The organism is Hydrogenophaga sp. 5NK40-0174 (assembly GCF_040372165.1).
Taxonomy (GTDB): Bacteria; Pseudomonadota; Gammaproteobacteria; order Burkholderiales; family Burkholderiaceae_C; genus Hydrogenophaga.
Map to the genome: position 1 here is coordinate 887,180 of NZ_BAABWG010000001.1, position 17,571 is coordinate 904,750.

The window sequence follows — 17,571 nt, forward strand, 5'->3', positions numbered from 1 at the left end:
AGACGAGAGGGGAGGGATATTTGGGAGAAAAAGGAAGAGGACCAAGAACGCTTCAAAGCACTTCGGGAACCGCCAGGGAACCCGTGAATTTGTGCAGCGTGCGCTCAATCACGTCAGGGTCCATCCCTTGTGTGATGAAGACCAGGTGTGAGCGCCGGTCAGGACCGGGCCAGGCAGGGAGCGCGAGTGGGGGATGCACCAAGTGCTGAGCGGCATGCACGACCAGCGGACGATCAGGTTTCTCCGCGATGTGGATCAACCCTTTGAAGCGCAGCAGGTGCTCTCCTCGCATCGCGGTGAGCAGGCTCAGCCAATGCTGAAACGGCTGTTCTTCAAAGGGCTCAGACGCGGTCAGGCACAAGGTCTGGATGTCGGCAGTGTGGGACGTGTGGCTACCGTCGAACAAAGACGCTTTGCGTCCCGTGCTTGCCATGAACAGCCAACTGGACGCCTTGGGTGACGAGGAAACTTTCGGACGCCAGGCCGGGTAGGGGTGGTCAAGGTGGTCCAAAACGAGATGGTCGTCCGGGCTCAAAGCGCCATGAGCGACTCGCAACATGGCGGCACTAGGATTCATGAGCGAGAGACGCTTCTCCAGCCGATCACGGGTTGAACGGGGCGTCAGATCGCATTTGCTCAGCAGCACTGCGTCTGCTGTGGCCACCTGTCGCCGGGCCTCCTCATGATGATCAATCGTAGCGAGACCATTGAAGGCATCGACCACCGTCACCGTGCCGGAGAGCCTGAACGTCGGTGCGAGCGTCTCGTGTGTCATCAGGGTATGCGTCACCGGCAGTGGGTCAGCCATACCCGTGGTCTCCACCACCACCCGGTCAAACGAGACTTCCTTTCGCTGACGCAGATCGTTCAGATCGGAGAGTGTTTGCGTGAGATCCTCGCGTACCGAGCAGCACACGCATCCGCTTTTGAGCAATCGAACATGAGGGCTGACGTGTTGCACCAGCAGGTGGTCCAGAGCGGTCTCTCCCAGCTCGTTGATGACCACGGCTGTGCCTCGCCACTGCTCGTTCTGCAACAATTGCTGCAAAAAGGTGGTCTTGCCGCTACCCAGGAACCCGGTGAGGACTGTGACGGGTGTGCGAGCGTCATTTGTCATGGACGGGCCTCGTGAACAAGTCGACCTTCGAACCAGGTTTGCAGCACCTGCGTTTGCCCCAGCTCGTCTGCACCCGTCTCGAATATCTGACGATCAAGGACCGCGAGATCAGCGGACTTCCCTGGCGAGAGGGATCCAGCATGAGCGGACAAACCAGTGGCCGAGGCCGAGTTGATGGTGTAGGCACGCAACGCATCGTGCACGCTGATGGCCTGCTCAGGTGCGAGCGCACCTTCTAGACTTCCGGAAGGATCTCGCCGGGTCACCATGCCTTGCATCGCAGGCCATGGGTTCGGGTCAGGCACGACTGGCCAGTCCGACCCTCCCGCTGTCACGGCGCCAGCTTCGATCAATGAGCGAATCGGCGCCATTCGGTCCACGACTGACTGGGCCACCGTCGTCCGGATGGCCTCGACGATCACATTGGGAAACCAGAGCGGAGGGGAAAGGTCTGCCACCACGTCCAGTGCAGCGAAGCGAGGAATTTCCGCCGGATCAATGAAGGTGGCGTGGGCAATATGGTGCTGCAATCCTGGACCATTGAAGCTGCGCAAGACGTCGATGGCATCCAGCGCTGCACGCGTCGAGGCATCTCCGGTGCAATGAATCTTGACTCTGATGTTCTTTTGTTCGCAATCAGACAACACGCGAGCCAGCTGTGGCACAGTCAGTGTGGTGCCGCCTCGAAAGCAGCAACCATGCAAGGCGTCGGGAAGGTAAGGCTCCAGCATGGCTGCCGTGCGTGCAGTGGGGACCCCATCCAGAAATATTTTCCCGGCATCGGGAAGGAAGTGCCGTGTTCGGAAGTCGTCGCGCAGGGCTTGCAGCTCGTCTGGTACCTCTCCGGGCGCCAGCGGAGCCTCCGTCATGGGCAGGGAGCCCATCACCCAAGCCGTCAGCCGCCCCTCATCGTCAAGGCTCTTGAGGGCGCGCATCACGGCGCGAGTGGTCAGAGCCTCTTGCATGCCGGTGACGCCAACGGCGTTCAGGCGCTTGACGGCATGCGCCGCCGCTTCCACGTCCAGGTGAGGAGATGCCGCCAACGCGCGCGAGACAGCTATCTCCACCAGACTGCAGGCAGACTCCAGCAGCAGGCCAGTGGCTTCCCCAGTGGCCGTATCGCGGACGATCTGTCCATTGAGCGGATCGGGTGTGCCGTGGTCGATGCCTGCTGCCGCCAACGCCGCACTGCTTACAAAGCGATTGTGATGAGAGTCGTCGCGCAGCATCACAGGCCGTCCTCCAGCCGCCTCATCGAGGCGCAGCCGCGCGTTCACGTCGATCTCGGCGATCAATCCGGAACCCCAGATTCCACCCACAATCCATTCGCCGGGGGGCTTGTTGGCTGCAGCTGCTCGCACGGCGTCCAGCACTTGGTCGAGAGAGAAGACAGGCGGTACGAAGACCTCGTAAAGCTCTGCACGACCGGCCCACACGAAATGGTTGTGCACGTCCACCAGGCCGGGAATCACCATCGCCCCACTCAGTTCTTGCACTTCTGAGTCAGGCAGGGCGGCGCGGGCCTCCTCCAGCGAACCGACGGTGACGATTCTTCCGTCGCTGACTGCGATGGCCTGAACCCAGGGCTTTTCCGAGTCCATGGTGCAGATGTGGGGGTGGTGCAAGATGGTTGTCTCAGGCATGAGGATTGCTTAAAAGTTCACAAGAGCGCATGGCACGGGGGATAACCTCCCTTGCCGCGCAGGCGGTCGATCGCTAATCTCTGTCACATATGTCGAACATCCCTGTCGCCTTTCTCAGACAACCGGACGAAATGCTGCTTGACCTCTACGCAGGGGCAGCGCAGCCCCAGCGTTGGGTCGCGTCGATGGACCGGCTTTGCCGGTTGACTGGTGCCCAATCTGCAGTTGTGCAGGCGTTCCGTTTCGAACACGGTCAGGCGCATGTCCTCTGGTCCGCGCAGGACTCTCGAACGAGCGAGGTGACTGCCTCGCAGTTGCCCGAGCTCAACACCGGTCACAACCCGCGCCTGGAGCCACAGCGCGTGCTGCGAGGTCTGGATCGGGTGGCCAGCGACGAGCTGCTGTTTGACCCCGATGACGAGGCTCGCCCCCGCTTGCAGCAGCAACTGGCCATGCTGGGCCTGGGGCGATTCATTGGCACCTTGCAGGACGTGGGGCGCGGCGTGTACCTTGGCTTGGCCTTGCACCGGCCAGTGCAAGACAGCAGCGACTTCTCCGTCGATGACATCAACCGTCTGGCGGACTTGGCGCCGCACGTTGGCCAAGCCTTTCTGTTGACCGATCAACTCCAGACGTCCTTGGAGCGCGACGAGCGCTTGCGTGGCTTGCTCGATAAGCTCTCGTTCGGTGTGGTGCTTTGCGGTGAAACCGGTCGTGTCCAATGGCTCAACCAGCCAGCGTCGGCCCTCTTGAATGCTCGTTCTCCATTGCGTCTGCGAGGCGAGCATCTTTGTGGGCGCACCCCGCGTGACACGCAGACGTTGTTGGCTGAATTGTCCGCCGCGCAGCGTGGCGGCGGGCACCAGATCGGCTACTTGCGACTGGGCGAAGAGGACAGCACCTTGCACCTGGTCATCCGTCCTGGTGATGCTCCTGGTTCGTTGATGCTGGTGATTTCCTCTGCCTCTGTGGTGAAGCAGCTTCCCGCAGATGCCCTGGAAAACCTGTTTGGGCTGACGCCGACCGAGGCGAGGCTGCTGGGAGCAATTGCCACCGGCAGCACCGTTGAGGAATACGCCCAGTTTCGCGGTGTCTCGGTTGGAACGGCAAGGGTGCAACTCAAGCAGGTCCAGGCCAAGACCGGGCAACGTCGTCAATCCGATCTGGTTCGCATGGTGCTCTCGTCCGCCGCAGCTCATCTTTCGTTTCCCGGGCAGGTCTGAACTCAGAACGACCAGGCTGCACGAAGCGCGAACTGTGTGCCTTGGGTCCTGTTGCGGGCGCCAAATTCTTTGTAGACATGTGCCCAAAGAGCTGGCCAGTCGGAGCCCAGATCGAAGAAGCTGACGGCTGGGCCCAGTGCCATCACGCGTGAGCGGTTGCCGTCGGCAAAACGCGAGCCGTTGAGTCTGTCATCTGTCAGCTGCTGGTTCAGGTATCCGCCGACGCCAATGGTCCAGGGGCCAACGTGTTGACCCATGGCGAAGTCCTGTTGGTATTCGATGCCAGAGCGGTAGCCCGTGTCCTTGTTTTTGCCGTGGAAGTTGAGTTGGATGTTCGAGGACACTTCCAGGCCTCCGGCCCCGATCCAGGTAAAAGACACTGCTGGCGTCGCCGTCCAGTGGTTGGAGCTGGTATTGATTAGACGGTCGGCCCTGTAAGAACCCGTCGGTAGCTGGAGCTCGAGTCGGCTGTTGACGAACAGACCCGGCGACGGTGTCCACTTGACCATGACCGGTGTCAGCGTGACGTCTCCAATGGTGGCGTTCTTCCCCTTGAGAGGCATGAGGCCGGCAGGGGTCGGTATGGACAGGTTGTTGCTCATGTCCAGATAGGGAACGACCGCCATGAAGCCGTAAGTTCCTCCCAAGAGCGGCACGTCCGTCGTCTTGACGATGGCGACCGATCCGCTTTGGACCTTGAGCTTAATCCCCACCGGAGAGCGATCACCTGATGTGTCGCGCAACTCGCTGCTGCTGTAGCTTGCGCCCCGCAGGCCGACAGTGACGTCGACAGAAGGGGGGGGCAGGGTACCTGCGCCAAAGTCGTAAATGCCGATGGGCGTGGTCGGAGCACCGTTCTCGACACTGTGCGCAAAAGAGGCAGAACAAACCAATGAGACGGCGATCAGCGAGCGGGTGCTTTGTGAAATGAGGTGACGTTGCATGTGCTGGCCTTTTGACTGACTGACTGACTGAATGACGGGAAGAGAGGCGGGTTGAGCGCCGCAGATCAAAGGTTAAGGAGCACGGGGGTTCTGAACACCTACCAAATGGGATGTCTGGACGCTGGGGTTTGTATGGGGGGCAGGCGCATGAGGCATCCCGCATTTGTCGTGTGCAAGCCGCTCTTGGTGGGACCGCTCTTTGCAGGTCAGGCGTGTCCGGCTCGTGTGGAAGTCAGTGGGCTGTCCAGCCCCCGTCCTTTTCCAGGTTCTGGCCAAAGCGGGCATCTGCCCCACCTGTTCCCTTGCACAGACCTCCCGACCACACGGCGTACCAAGCAGGCATGCCATCCATATTGTTTTGACCGCGAACTCGGATGGCAGAGGCCATGCAGAGGGTCCTAAGCCCTGGAACGCGAGAAATTTTGTGGGTTGGGATGTCCATAAGGGAGGCACAAGACGCAAAAAAGGCCAGCTGGCGCTTGCCAACTGGCCTCTAAATGTCTTGGCTCCCCGACCTGGACTCGAACCAGGGACCTGCGGATTAACAGTCCGTCGCTCTACCAACTGAGCTATCAGGGAACAGTCTCAGATTATAGCTACTTTTTTTGGCTTTTGACAAGTTGATGAAAAAAAGTTGAAAGAAAGGTAGCGATGCCTGTGAATCCCGCTTCCTCAGGTCCGCTTGGGCTGGCGGTGTTCAGAATGACCGGCATCGGTCGATAAGCAGGAGAGATTTGATACACCCCGGAGTTCAAACCCATGTCAAGACAGATGACGTTGAAGAGCAAGTTCACAATCGGACTGATCGCCGTGGCCCTGGTGGCGGTGGTTCTGATGGTCGGTGTTCGCCTGCTGAGCAAGACGGCTCGGTTTCACTACCTCGAAAGAGAGCATCTGGCGCAGATCCTGACATTGCAGCACCGGTTTGACACGGTGACAGAAGGCGGAAGAAGCGCAGGCGAAGTTCGAAAGGACGAGGTGCTCAGTTTGCTGGACGAGGCCATCCGTATCTCGGGCAGTGTCGATGAGGAGTTGTTTGCGCCTGAGGTCACGGCATTCCGCTTGCTGGGCTTTTCGCCTGTCGTGGACTTGCCCGTGGAGAACATGGTCTACCTGAAGAGGGTCAGGGGTGTCGTGACAGCTCAGGAAGGTGAGTTCATCACGCCGCTGACAGCCACGCGTGTCGCGCAAGACGTTGCGACCTCACGCAGACTGGGAGACAGCTTCGGTCCTTTGGTCGCCGGGGCTACCGACTTCGTCAAAGTGCTGGTCGTTGGGCTCAACCTGGCAGGAATTGCCGTGGTGCTTGGCACCTTTGTGATGATCCGGCGGGCGACTCTCAAGCCGATCGCTCAGGCGGTGGAGGCTGCCCGGCTTGTGGCAGAGGGTGATCTGTCTGGCCGGAACCTCCGTACTGCGAATGACGAAATTGGACAACTCAACGACGCCATCAACGAGATGCGCAAGAGCCTGACCTCCGTGGTGGGCGATGTGCGAGAGCGTTCTCATGCCGTGGCGAGTAGCATGAAGGAGGTGTCGCAGGGCAGTGGAGATCTCTCGTCACGTACCGAGCAGCAGGCCGCGACGCTCCAGCAGGCCGTGGGCAGCGTGAGCCAACTGAGTGAGTCGATTCGCCACATTGGTCAGCAGATCCGTGAGGTCAATGGTCAGGCGCGTGAAACCGGCTCGGTGGCGGGAGATGGTGGTCGCTCGGTTGAGGAACTGGTGGCCAGAATGGATGAGATCCTGGCTGCGACGCACAAAGTCGCGGACATCAACGGAGTCATCGATGGCATCGCCTTCCAGACCAATATTCTCGCGCTCAACGCGGCGGTGGAAGCCGCGCGCGCCGGAGAGCAGGGCAGGGGATTTGCCGTTGTGGCTTCCGAGGTGCGCTCTCTGGCCAAGCGGAGTGCTGAAGCGGCCAAGGAGATCGCTTCGCTGATCGCTGACACTGTGGAAAAGGTGGAGCAAGGTGCCAGGGAAGCTGGCGCAGCGGGCCAGACGATTGGGCAGGTCGTCACGTCGGTGGATCGCGTCAGCCAGCTGGTCGCCGAGGTCGACAATGTTCTTTCCGCGCAGGAGCATGGGCTTGGTCAGATTGACCAGGCGATGAGTGCTCTGGAATCGGGAACCCAGCAAAACGCGTCCATGGCCGAGCAGTCGGCCGCTGCCGCTGAATCAGTCAACGCGTTGACCGAGAGACTGGTCAATTCGGTTGGTCGCTTCCGACTGAGTCAGGAAGGCTGACCTTCTCTCTTTGCTGCTGGTGAGTGCGGGCTATCTGCCGAGCAGCTCGTGCAGGCGAGGGCTGGTGGTGGTGTATTGGAGCTGCGGCGGCTGGTCAGGGCGTAGCTGGGTGGCCACGGCAAAGGCAGCCATCACTGCTTCGTGGAATCCGCAGACAAGCAATTTGCGTTTTCCCGGGTAGGTGATGACATCGCCTACCGCATAGATACCCGCCTCGCTGGTTTGAAAGCGCTCGACATCGACAAGCAGCTGCTTGCGTTCCATGGCCAGTGACCACTGGGCGACCGGACCGAGCTTGGGTGAGAGACCTTGCAACACCCAGAGCTCGTTCAGTGCCAGCAGGTGAACACCCATTTCAGGATCAGTGACCTCCAGCGTTTCCAGGCGCCCATCGACACCACATTCGAAGGCAGTGGCCTGGCCTACCTGGAAATGGATGGCACCCGAGTCACACAGGTCTCGGAAACGGGCCACGGTGGCTTCGTCTGCCTTGAAGCCGTCCCGGCGGTGCACGAGGGTGACAGTGGACCCAGTGTCGCTCTGGTCAGACCTCTGTTCGGCGAGCTCAATGGCAGCTTCAAGTGCCTGATCCTCACCGCCGATGATGACAACGTGTCCACGGGTGTTCGCCATGACGGAAGGTGGCACCCGATAGCGAACAGCGTCAGCGGGCATGCGCTCCAGGCCATCGAGCTTGAGTCGCTTGGGTTCGAAGGCACCGATGCCGGCCGCGAGTACGACCACACGGGTGAGAAAACTCAAGCCCTGGCGCGTACCAACCAGAAAGCGGCCATCTGCTTGCCGCTCCAGGGCCTCGACCGTCTGGCCCAGGTGCATGGCTTGACCCAGTGGCTCGATCTGGGTCAATAACGCTGATGCGAGCTCTTCTCCCGTACAGGCTGGAATGCCCGGCAGGTCGTAAATAGGTTTGCCAGGATAGATTTCTGCCGGCTGGCCACCTGCGACCGGCAATGCATCGACAATTTGGGTCTCTATTTCCAGCAGGCCCAGCTGAAACGCCTGGTACATCCCGACAGGGCCGGCACCAATGACAAGCGCTTCAGTCTCGATGGTCTGGGTCATGCTGGCTTGTTTCTCCTGCTTGTGTGCAGGGAAACCAGGCGCTGGTCAGCGCTTGAGCTCGGGCAGCTTGCCGGTGCGGTCTTTCCAGTCGTCTGCGTCGGGCAACGGGTCCTTTCGCTTGGTGATGCTCTTCCAGTTCGGAAGCAGGGCCAGCTCCGCGTTGAGAGCGATCATATGCATCTGATCCTTGGGCAGGTCTTCTTCCGCGAAGATGGCGCTCACCGGGCACTCAGGGATGCAGACAGCGCAGTCAATGCACTCATCAGGATCGATGGTCAGGAAGTTGGGGCCTTCGCGGAAGCAGTCCACAGGGCACACATCGACACAGTCGGTGTATTTGCAGGCGATACAGGATTCGGTGACTACGTGGGTCATGGTGGAGCGGATCGGATTGCAAAAAAAGAAACCGTCAATTGTAGGACGGACGAGACCTCCACATGGCCTTAGGCCACAGGGCGCGTCTGGAAATCGGACTTTTTTGGCTGCCTGGCGGCCCCGGCCGTTGCAGGGCGGCCTCGCCAGGGCCTTGCTCAGGCGACCATCAGGGCGCCTGCGGTCTTGTGGCTGGCGGTATCTACCAGTACCAGAGCGCCCAGCGCCCGGGATTGTTGATATGGCAGGGCTGCGACTGGCTCCTGAAGGGCCAGCTCGATACGGCCAATGTCATTGGGGGCCAGCGATTGGGCGTCTTGCTCGCCCAGCGTATGGATGTCGATGCGATGAACAATGCGCTGGACCTTGGCCTTGATCCACCGGTGCCCATGCAGTGCCCAGTAGACACGGCCGGGAACCAGTGTCTCATCGTCCAGCCATGCCACGGTGGCGCTGATCTGGCGCTCTGGCGAGAGCGCTTCGCCGGCATCAGCTGCCACGAGCCAGTCGCCTCGCGAGACGTCGACCTCGCGGTCGAGCACCACCCCCGCGCTGTGGTTGGCGGCTACGTCGCCCGGCTGGCGAACATGATCCAGCACCTGGGAGACGGTGGCCGTCTGTCCACTGGGCAGGACCTTGATGTCCTGACCGGGTTGGGCGATTCCTGTGGCCACGCGGCCCCAGAACACACGCCGGCCCTGGGACGTGTCAGCGGATCCGCTGAACTTCTCTACCCATTGAACCGGAAATGCAAGGGGAAGCCCCGTGTCGGCTTGAGTCACTGGCAGGTGCTCCAGCAATGACAGAAGGGTGGGGCCCTCGTAGCCGCACCAGTTGGCTGTCTCTGGCGCGTCGACCACATTCCAGCCTTTGAGCGCCGAGACCGGAACAATGCCAACAGCGGTGATGCCGGCGTCTTCGGCAAAACGGGTCAGCGCATCGCGGATGTGCACGAATGCGGTGGCACTGTCTTCAACGGCATCGAGCTTGTTGACGGCAAACACCACGGACGGCACGCGCAACAGCTTGAGCAACAGGCTGTGGCGGCGGGTTTGTGGCAGCAAGGCCAGCCCCGCATCCTGCCAGGGCAGTTTGGTGGCGTCGACCATGACCACCGCGGCATCGGCGCTGGAGGCCGCGGTGACCATGTTGCGGGTGTATTGCTCATGGCCGGGGGCATCGCCAATGATGAACTTGCGTTCTTCGGTGCTGAAGTAGCGATAAGCCACATCGATGGTGATGCCTTGTTCGCGCTCGGCAGAGAGGCCGTCGGTGAGCTGGGCCAGGTCGACTTCGCCCTGGCGCTGAACGCCGGCGAGGTGGTCCTGCAAAACGGCCTTGCTGTCGACCAGCAGACGGCCAATAAGCGTGCTTTTGCCGTCGTCGACACTGCCGCAGGTGATCAGGCGCAGCGCTGCGCGGGTATCGGTGTCAGTGTCGGAAGGGGCGAGGGTGGCGGTGTTCATATTCGATCAGACGTTCAGTGGGTTTCGGCGGGTGCACAGAGGATTGGCGAACCTGAGACGTTCATGCTCAGAAGTAGCCATCCTTCTTGCGCTTCTCCATGGAAGCTTCCGAGGTCTTGTCGTCCATGCGGGTCGCACCGCGTTCGCTGACCTCGACGGCCAGTGTTTCAATGACGATGTCCTGTGGGGTAGCGGCTGAGCTGGCCACCGGGCAGGTGCAGGTGATGTCGCCTACTGTGCGGAAGCGCACTTCGCGTTCCACGACGGTCTCGCCGTCCTTTGGCGGGGTCAGCTCTGTCACGGGCACCAGCAGGCCCTTGCGCTCAATCACCTTACGCTGGTGGGCGTAGTACAGCTCAGGCAGTTCGATATTCTCGCGCGCGATGTACTGCCACACATCCAGTTCAGTCCAGTTGCTGATCGGGAACACGCGGAAGTGCTCGCCTGGCTGCAAGCGGGTGTTGAACAGCGTCCAGAGTTCGGGGCGCTGGGCCTTGGGCTGCCACTGGCCGAAGCTGTCGCGGTGGGAGAAGATGCGCTCCTTGGCCCGGGCTTTCTCCTCGTCGCGTCGCGCGCCACCGATCAGGGCATCGAAACGGAATTCCTCGATGGCTTCGAGCAGGGTGACCGACTGGTGGGCGTTGCGGCTTTCACCTGGGTGGGACAGACGCACAGTGCCACGCTTCATGGAGTCTTCGACACTGCGGACAATCAGCTCGGCGCCCAGTTCCTTGGCGCGCTTGTCCCTGAAGTTGGTGACTTCGGGGAAGTTGTGCCCGGTGTCGATCATCAGCAAAGGGTAGGGGATGCGCCCCGCGCCAAACGCTTTCTCGGCGCACTTGAGCATCACCAGCGAGTCTTTGCCGCCCGAGAAAAGAAGCGTTGGGCGCTCGAATGCTGCAGCCACTTCGCGCAGGATGAAGATGGTTTCTTCTTCCAGCGCGTCAAGGTGAGAGTTGCTGAGGGTGTGGCCATGGGCCTGGACAAGAGCGGACTGGATCACTTCGGGTTCTGTACGTGCGTTCATGATGCAAAGACGAGTGGGGTGCTGGCTGACCAGCACTTATTGACCGATGGGCTGAACGTGAAGGCCACATTCCTTGGCGCTTTCCTGCTCCCACCACCAGCGGCCGGCGCGGAAATCCTCACCAACGCTGATGGCGCGGGTGCATGGTTCACAACCGATACTGGGGAAGAACTGGTCGTGCAGTTCGTTGTAGTCGATGCCTTCGAGGCGGATGTAGTGCCATACATCGCCCCATGTCCACTCGACCAAAGGGTTGATTTTGACACGCAGGGGTTCCTGGACGACTTCCGCCACATCGGACCGGGCGCCCGATTGCTCACGGCGCAGGCCGGTGATCCAGGCATCCTTGCCTTCCAGGGCACGGGCAAGCGGCTCCATTTTTCGGATGTCGCAGCACTGCTTGCGCAGGTCGATGCTTTCGTACATCGCTTTTTCACCATGCTTGCCCACGAACTGTACGACCGCTTCGTTCCTGGGGGTGTACACGTTCAGCTTGATACCGTAGCGCTGTTCGATTCTGGGCATCAGCGCCAGAGTCTGTTCATGCAGCTTTCCCGTCTCGAGCACAAACACGCCGGCATTCACCGCTGCTTGATGCAGCAGATGGGTAACGACCATGTCTTCTGCGCCCAGGCTGGATGCCTGTGCGATGTTCTGTCGAATGGCTGACTGTTCCTTGAGCAACTCCAGTGAGCGCTCAAGCTTGGCATCGAAGTCGGCACTGGGGCGGGCGTAAAGGTCGATGGCACTCATGATGTGGACTCTTGGCTTGACGGGTGGATCAGCGAAAGGGGACAGAGGCAGCGTTCAGGCGAGCTCGACAAAGCGTGGCGTCGCACGGACGGCATCTCCCTGGTAGTGGGACGCGTAGCGTTCGATCTGGCGTGCGCCAACAGAGAGGTCCTGATCAGCGCGAAGCACTGCTTCGGAGAATCCGGTACGTGCCATTTGCGGCAGCTGGTCGACCAGCACATCGCCGATGGCGCGGATCGAGCCTTTGAAGCCCAGCCGGCGGCGAAGCAGAAAGGCCTGGCTGAATGCGCGTCCGTCAGAGAACTTGGGAAACTGCAGTTCGACAACCGTGATGCCTTCAAGCGATGAGTCCCTCGGGTCCGCATCGTTGGCCAATACCAGGCGTTCGGCCTGAGGTTCGGCGGGCTCAAATGTGTCCTGGCGAAAGAGGGTGAGCGTGGAGTTGGTCATGGTTTGGGCGTTCAGTGTTTTCTGGCAAATGCGGACGGCGTCAGGCAGCGACGCGCGCGGTATCGGACCGCACGGCATTGGTCGCATCTTTGAAGGGCTCCAGTCCGACGCGGCGGACCGTCTCCACGAACGCTTCTCCGGTTTCGCGCTGATCCCGGTAAGTGCTCAGAATGGCCTCGATCACATCGGGCATTTCGCCTGCAGCGAACGATGGGCCAATGACCTTGCCTGGAACAGCCTGACCACTCTGGCGAGAACCATCTGAGCCACCAAGCGTTACCTGGTACCACTCCTGTCCGTCTTTGTCGACGCCCAGCACGCCAATGTGGCCGCTGTGATGGTGTCCACAGGAATTCATGCAGCCACTGATGTGCAGGTCGATCTGGCCAATATCGTCCAGCTCGTCCAGATCAAGGTAGCGCTCGAGCAGCGCCTGGGCAATGGGCAGTGAGCGAGCGTTGGCCAGGCTGCAGAAATCTCCGCCCGGGCAGGCAATGATGTCGGACATGAGGCCGATGTTGGGACGTGCCAGGCCCAGGCGGCGTGCTTCACGCCAGAGCTCGGGCAAGGCGTCGCAGCGAACCCACGGCAGTACCAGGTTCTGTTCATGCGTCACGCGTACCTCGCCGGCACTGAAGCGGTCCGCCAGCTCAGCGGCACGCTCAAGCTGCTCTGCCGTGGCATCTCCCGGGGCTTGGCCCAAGCGCTTGAACGACAGCGTGACGGCGCGCAGGTCCGGATTTCGGTGAGCCGTCACGTTGCGCTGGAGCCAGCGTCCGAACTCGATGTCGTCTTCCGCAGCGGCCTTGAGCACATGGGCGATCTTGTCGTCGGCACTCTTGCGATCGCAAGTCAGGTCGGGGGCGGCAAAGCCGGCGCTGACCCGGGCCAGTTCGGCGTCGCTCAACGTGTGCTGTCCACCGTCGTGCGCCTGAATGTCCGCGAACTCCGCTTCGACTTCGTCGATGAACGTCTGTCCCTCGGCCTTGACGAGAATCTTGATCCGGGCTTTATACATGTTGTCGCGCCGGCCAAACCGGTTGTAGACACGTACCACGGCTTCGAGGTAGTTGAGGATTTCCTGCCAGGGCAGGAAGTCGCGGATGACGCGGCCCACGATGGGCGTCCGGCCCATCCCGCCGCCGACCCTTACCTGAAAGCCCAGGTCGCCGTCGACATTTCGAACAAGGCGCAGACCCACGTCGTGCCATGGCGTCGCGGCGCGGTCGTCGGTCGCACCGGTGATCGCAATCTTGAACTTGCGCGGCAGGAAAGCAAACTCCGGGTGCAAGGTACTCCACTGGCGGATGATTTCGGCATAAGGACGAGGATCAGCCACCTCATCCACGGCCACACCGGCCAGCGCATCGCTGGTGACATTGCGGATGCAATTGCCGCTGGTCTGAATGCCATGAAGATTCACGGAGGCAAGCAGGTCCATCACGTCGGCCGAGCGGGCCAGTGGAATCCAGTTGTACTGGACGTTCTGGCGCGTGGTGAAGTGAGCGCAACGGTCGGGCAGGGTGCTCAGGTCGGACAGGCCAGCATCTGCGGCACCAAGGTCGTGCGCTTCCTTATGGTCGAACTCACGCGCAATGCGTGCCAGAACACGAATCTGGTCTGAATTGAGCTCACCGTACGGCACGGCGACACGCAGCATGGGTGCGAAGCGTTGCACATACCATCCGTTCTGCAAGCGCAGGGGCTTGAACTCGTCCTCGGCCAGCTGTCCCGCCAAATAGCGCTCAAGCTGGTCCCGGTGCTGTGCGGCACGCAATTGCACAAACTCGCGGTCAAAATCGGTGTACTGGTACATCGTGGGAAGTGTTCAATCAGAGGGTAAACAGTTTGGTGCCGGCGTAAGCCAGCAGCACGGACAGCGCCGAGCGGACAAGGCGTTCGGGGGCTCGCTGAATCAGGCGGCTGCCCAGCCAGATGCCTGGCAGTGAGCCGGCGAGGAGCTGAATCAGCAGTGCCCAATCCACAGACCCGAGAGAGGCGTGGCCAAGCCCGGCGAGTAGCGTCATCGGGACGGCATAGGCGATGTCTGCTGCGACGATGCGTGGCAAAGGCAGCAGGGGATAAAGCAGCAGGAGGACGGAGACACCAATGGCGCCAGCACCCACGGAGGTCAGGGTGACCAGAGAGCCGATCACTGCACCAAACAGTACCGGAAGCGTCCAATGACGCGCCTTGGTGGCTGAATCTGCCAAAGCTCCGTCAACATTGCGCTGAAGGCGTTTTCCCCGGACAGCCTTGTAGAACATGGCAACTGCCGTCAGAAGCAGCGCTACGCCCAGCGTGTTGGTCATCAGGCTTTGAACCTGGGGGCTGGCGGGGCCGAGCCGGTGCAACGCCGTGAGGGTCAGGAGTGCGGCCGGGATGCTTCCCGCACTGAGTTGCCCCACGACTTTCCAGGGCACAAGGCCGCGTCGGGCCATGGAGACCGTGCCGCCGGCCTTGGTGAACGCAGCGAACAGCAGGTCAGTTCCCACCGCCATGTAGGGTTTGATGCCAAAGAAAAAAATCAGGATTGGCGTCATGAGCGAGCCGCCTCCCACCCCGGTCAGTCCCACAATGAGACCGACCGCAAATCCGGCAAAGATGATGGCTGCATCAGGCATAGCCGCGACTGTAGAGGTGCGGCTTTATATTCCAAACTATTTTTTGATAATTCGCTTATTCTGCTGTGGAATAAAGTGCTTCTGAAATGACGACCGCCTGTCGCAACCACTCACAGATCGCTCCAGTTTGAGTTGCCCCTGTTTCACTTTCTGAAAAGATCAAATGGGCTTAACATTCGGCCATGTCCAGCAACCAGGTTTATGTCAGCGTGGTCGGGTTCTCCGACGTGGAGCGACACGCGCTCAACACAATCTTCCGGTTGTCGGAAGAGCATGAGCCGACTTATGTCCCCTGGCAGTCAGGGGGCGCCGGACGTCGTACCGGTATGACAGTTCCTGACGCAGAAGTGGCACTGGTGGACGGCGAGTGCGCAGAGGCGGTGGTACACCGTGCCCGAGAGGCACATGAGAGCCAACGACTGATCTGGGTGGGGGCCAACCCGCCGGAACACGCCTGGCGCGTTCTGGAGCGTCCAATACACTGGGCCAGCCTGTTGAGCGACCTCGACATGGTTTACGCGGCCAAACAGGCCGACTCAGGGCATATCGACCTGGATATTTCCTCGCCAAGCCCGCTGGCAGATGATTCACTCGGCTTGCGGCCGTCAAGGTTCCGGCGAGCGCTGATCGTGGGTGCGAATGCGGATGAGCGTCTGTATCTCAAAGGGCGGCTGGCGCTGGCAGCCGTGATCGAGATCGACGAAGCACAAACCAACGAACAAGCCATGGAACGCATGAAGCGCTACGAGTATGTATGCGCGGTGTTCAACATGGACGATTCGCAACTGGATGCCTGGATGCTCGCTCACACCTTCCGGCAACGCAATCCTCAAGCCATTACGCTGGGTATGAGTGCACACGCCGGGCCGCTCGGGGACTGGTGGAGTCGCCGGCGTATGGAAAAGAGCTCAAGAAGAACCGGTGTTCATGCTCTGGTGGCCAAGCCTCCACGCCCGTGGGAGCTGGCGCGCTGGCTGGAAGACCTTTGACAGGCCTCAGACGGGCCGGATTTGCTGGCGCAGCTGGCGCCACCCGAATCGTGCCGGATCCACTGCGAGCTGCAAGTCCGCCTCGAAGCCCATGGTGCTGCCACTGATCAGGGCTGCGAGCTCTTTGCCCGCCCAGTGAGCGAGGGTCAGGCCCCGGGAGCCGAGGGCGGTCAGGACATAGAAGCCAGGCAGACGGGGAACCCGTTCGGGCTGGAGCTTTCTTGGCCAGCCTCTGTTGCTTCTGGGGGCTGCAGCCCACCGCACCAGATCCGGCATTTGGCCGATGAGAGGGACGCGATCCAGCGACGCACAACGCACGCCTGCCCAGCCACGCAAGGTTGCGGGAGGCTCCATGGCGTGGGCCATGGTGGCCGCCGCTTGCGTTGAAAGTGCCCGCAGGCTCGTCAGGTTGCGCAGATGCCCTTCCCATGTGACGGAGGCATCATCAGCACCGCGCTCGTAAGTCGAACCCATGGCCCATATCCGCTCAGCTGGCTGCCCATCTCGAGGCAGATGACTGAAATCAGGAACGAACACGCCGTTGTTGCGCATGGGGTTGGCTGCCAATGGCGTGCCATAGAGTGATGCAAAGGACATCTGGCCTTTGACCGGACGGAGTGGGAACAGGTCAAGGTTGTCGGGGAGAAAACCTGACCGCTTCAGCAGCTGAACGCTGCGCCAGGCGCCGGCAAGGACGACTGCGTCAGCGCTGCACAGCACCTGACCGTTGGCGTCGAGTGCTTCCCAACCTGGCCCAGATGCCTGCTCCGATTGGCTGAGGCGGTCCACAGGGGTGTTCAGCCTTGTCTCCAGGCTGCCCGTTGCGCGGGCTTCCTTTAGCCAGGCGTCGATGACGACTGACGGCTGGACCATCGCGGCAGGCCACTGTCCTGGCGCATGCCCAAGGTTCTGGATCTGGCAAGACTGCCAGCCCTGGCCTTCCGGAAGAAGACGTGCGAGCTCCTTGTGCATGGCCGCCGCACCCAGTTCGGACAGGCGTGAGAGCGTTGTCGGAGCGCGGGTCAGCAATGGACTGAGGATGCCGACGGGCAGGGCGGATGCTGCACAGGCGGGCGTGTCCCCGCTTTCCAGAAGGCTGACCCGCCAGCCTTTGTGGACGAGGGCGCTGGCCGAAGCAGTGCCTGCCAGGCCTGCGCCAATGACCAGCGCGTGGTGGCTCACCCGTTATCGGCCGGAGGCACGAAGCCTGCCGCCTGGTCTGCACCTTCGCCAAAGAAGTGCTTCTCCATCTGGCGCGTCAGGTATTGGCGGGCGCGTGCATCGGCCAGATTCAGACGGTTTTCGTTCAGAAGCATGGTCTGAAGGCGGACCCATTCGGCCCATGCCTCCTTGCTGACGTTTTCAAAGATTCGCTTGCCCAGTTCGCCCGGGTATGGCGGGAAGTCGAGTCCTTCTGCTTCCTTGCCGAGTTTGATGCATTGAACGGTACGTGCCATGTCTTGTCCTGTCTATATTCTTAATTAGGCATAATTACATGAGAAAAATGTCGTTCTTCGTTATGAAGAAATGCGGCACCATCTCGAGTCTGTTGCGCCAGTGGACGTCACTGTAACAAGGTTCAGGGACGAACAGCCCTGTCAGGGCCTTTGGAGATGACGAATCTCAAATG

General features: G+C 60.9%; 16 protein-coding genes and 1 tRNA gene. 3 read left to right on the top strand and 14 right to left on the bottom strand.

Annotated features, from left to right (window positions below; all coding sequences use genetic code 11):
• Positions 1-52: 52 nt before the first annotated feature.
• On the bottom strand, positions 53-1,117 hold the full coding sequence (locus tag ABWV89_RS04110) for a CobW family GTP-binding protein (RefSeq protein WP_353394487.1): 1,065 nt from the start codon (positions 1,115-1,117) through the stop codon (positions 53-55).
• Positions 1,114-2,760: an amidohydrolase gene (locus tag ABWV89_RS04115; protein ID WP_353394489.1), complete on the bottom strand. Its 1,647-nt coding sequence runs from the start codon at positions 2,758-2,760 to the stop codon at positions 1,114-1,116. Before ABWV89_RS04115 ends, ABWV89_RS04110 begins: the two co-directional genes overlap by 4 nt.
• Before the next feature lie 89 nt (positions 2,761-2,849).
• Between ABWV89_RS04115 and ABWV89_RS04120 the strand changes: the two genes are divergently transcribed.
• Entirely contained in the window at positions 2,850-3,983 is a 1,134-nt protein-coding gene (locus tag ABWV89_RS04120; protein WP_353394492.1) for a helix-turn-helix transcriptional regulator, read from the top strand.
• 2 nt (positions 3,984-3,985) lie between these two features.
• Here the strand turns inward: ABWV89_RS04120 and ABWV89_RS04125 are convergent, their stop codons facing one another.
• Both ABWV89_RS04125 and ABWV89_RS04130 read right to left on the bottom strand, forming a co-directional pair.
• Entirely contained in the window at positions 3,986-4,927 is a 942-nt protein-coding gene (locus ABWV89_RS04125) for a SphA family protein (RefSeq protein ID WP_353394495.1), read from the bottom strand.
• Positions 4,928-5,430: 503 nt separating this feature from the next.
• Positions 5,431-5,506: transfer RNA gene (locus tag ABWV89_RS04130), tRNA-Asn, on the bottom strand.
• A gap of 180 nt (positions 5,507-5,686) precedes the next feature.
• Between ABWV89_RS04130 and ABWV89_RS04135 the strand changes: the two genes are divergently transcribed.
• Positions 5,687-7,177: a methyl-accepting chemotaxis protein gene (locus tag ABWV89_RS04135; protein ID WP_353394497.1), complete on the top strand. Its 1,491-nt coding sequence runs from the start codon at positions 5,687-5,689 to the stop codon at positions 7,175-7,177.
• A gap of 30 nt (positions 7,178-7,207) precedes the next feature.
• Here ABWV89_RS04135 and ABWV89_RS04140 read toward each other — a convergent pair whose 3' ends face one another.
• The 8 genes from ABWV89_RS04140 to ABWV89_RS04175 form a co-directional block, all read right to left on the bottom strand.
• Positions 7,208-8,260 carry an NAD(P)/FAD-dependent oxidoreductase gene (locus tag ABWV89_RS04140; RefSeq protein WP_353394500.1) on the bottom strand — a complete coding sequence of 351 codons (1,053 nt, stop codon included), beginning with the start codon at positions 8,258-8,260 and terminating at the stop codon, positions 7,208-7,210.
• Positions 8,261-8,305: 45 nt separating this feature from the next.
• Positions 8,306-8,635, bottom strand: a complete 330-nt coding sequence (fdxA, locus tag ABWV89_RS04145) for a ferredoxin FdxA (RefSeq protein WP_353394503.1) — start codon at positions 8,633-8,635, stop codon at positions 8,306-8,308.
• A 155-nt stretch (positions 8,636-8,790) separates the two neighbouring features.
• Positions 8,791-10,098, bottom strand: coding sequence for a sulfate adenylyltransferase subunit 1 (locus ABWV89_RS04150; protein WP_353394506.1), 1,308 nt, complete (start codon positions 10,096-10,098; stop codon positions 8,791-8,793).
• 67 nt (positions 10,099-10,165) lie between these two features.
• Positions 10,166-11,125 carry a sulfate adenylyltransferase subunit CysD gene (gene cysD / locus ABWV89_RS04155; RefSeq protein WP_353394509.1) on the bottom strand — a complete coding sequence of 320 codons (960 nt, stop codon included), beginning with the start codon at positions 11,123-11,125 and terminating at the stop codon, positions 10,166-10,168.
• A 36-nt stretch (positions 11,126-11,161) separates the two neighbouring features.
• Positions 11,162-11,878 carry a phosphoadenylyl-sulfate reductase gene (locus ABWV89_RS04160; protein WP_353394512.1) on the bottom strand — a complete coding sequence of 239 codons (717 nt, stop codon included), beginning with the start codon at positions 11,876-11,878 and terminating at the stop codon, positions 11,162-11,164.
• Positions 11,879-11,932: 54 nt separating this feature from the next.
• Positions 11,933-12,328 (bottom strand): DUF934 domain-containing protein, encoded by a 396-nt coding sequence (locus ABWV89_RS04165; RefSeq protein ID WP_353394515.1) that lies wholly within the window; start codon positions 12,326-12,328, stop codon positions 11,933-11,935.
• Positions 12,329-12,368: 40 nt separating this feature from the next.
• Positions 12,369-14,144, bottom strand: coding sequence for a nitrite/sulfite reductase (locus ABWV89_RS04170; protein ID WP_353394518.1), 1,776 nt, complete (start codon positions 14,142-14,144; stop codon positions 12,369-12,371).
• 16 nt (positions 14,145-14,160) lie between these two features.
• Positions 14,161-14,952 (bottom strand): sulfite exporter TauE/SafE family protein, encoded by a 792-nt coding sequence (locus ABWV89_RS04175; RefSeq protein ID WP_353394521.1) that lies wholly within the window; start codon positions 14,950-14,952, stop codon positions 14,161-14,163.
• Positions 14,953-15,134: 182 nt separating this feature from the next.
• On the opposite strand from ABWV89_RS04175, the gene ABWV89_RS04180 reads away from it, so the two are divergent.
• Positions 15,135-15,941 (top strand): hypothetical protein, encoded by an 807-nt coding sequence (locus ABWV89_RS04180; RefSeq protein ID WP_353394524.1) that lies wholly within the window; start codon positions 15,135-15,137, stop codon positions 15,939-15,941.
• A gap of 6 nt (positions 15,942-15,947) precedes the next feature.
• On the opposite strand, the gene ABWV89_RS04185 is transcribed toward ABWV89_RS04180, so the two are convergent.
• On the bottom strand, positions 15,948-17,123 hold the full coding sequence (locus tag ABWV89_RS04185; protein WP_353394527.1) for an FAD-dependent oxidoreductase: 1,176 nt from the start codon (positions 17,121-17,123) through the stop codon (positions 15,948-15,950).
• Complete coding sequence (locus tag ABWV89_RS04190) at positions 17,120-17,398, bottom strand: oxidative damage protection protein (protein WP_353394530.1); 279 nt, start codon at positions 17,396-17,398, stop codon at positions 17,120-17,122. Before ABWV89_RS04190 ends, ABWV89_RS04185 begins: the two co-directional genes overlap by 4 nt.
• Positions 17,399-17,571 lie beyond the last annotated feature (173 nt).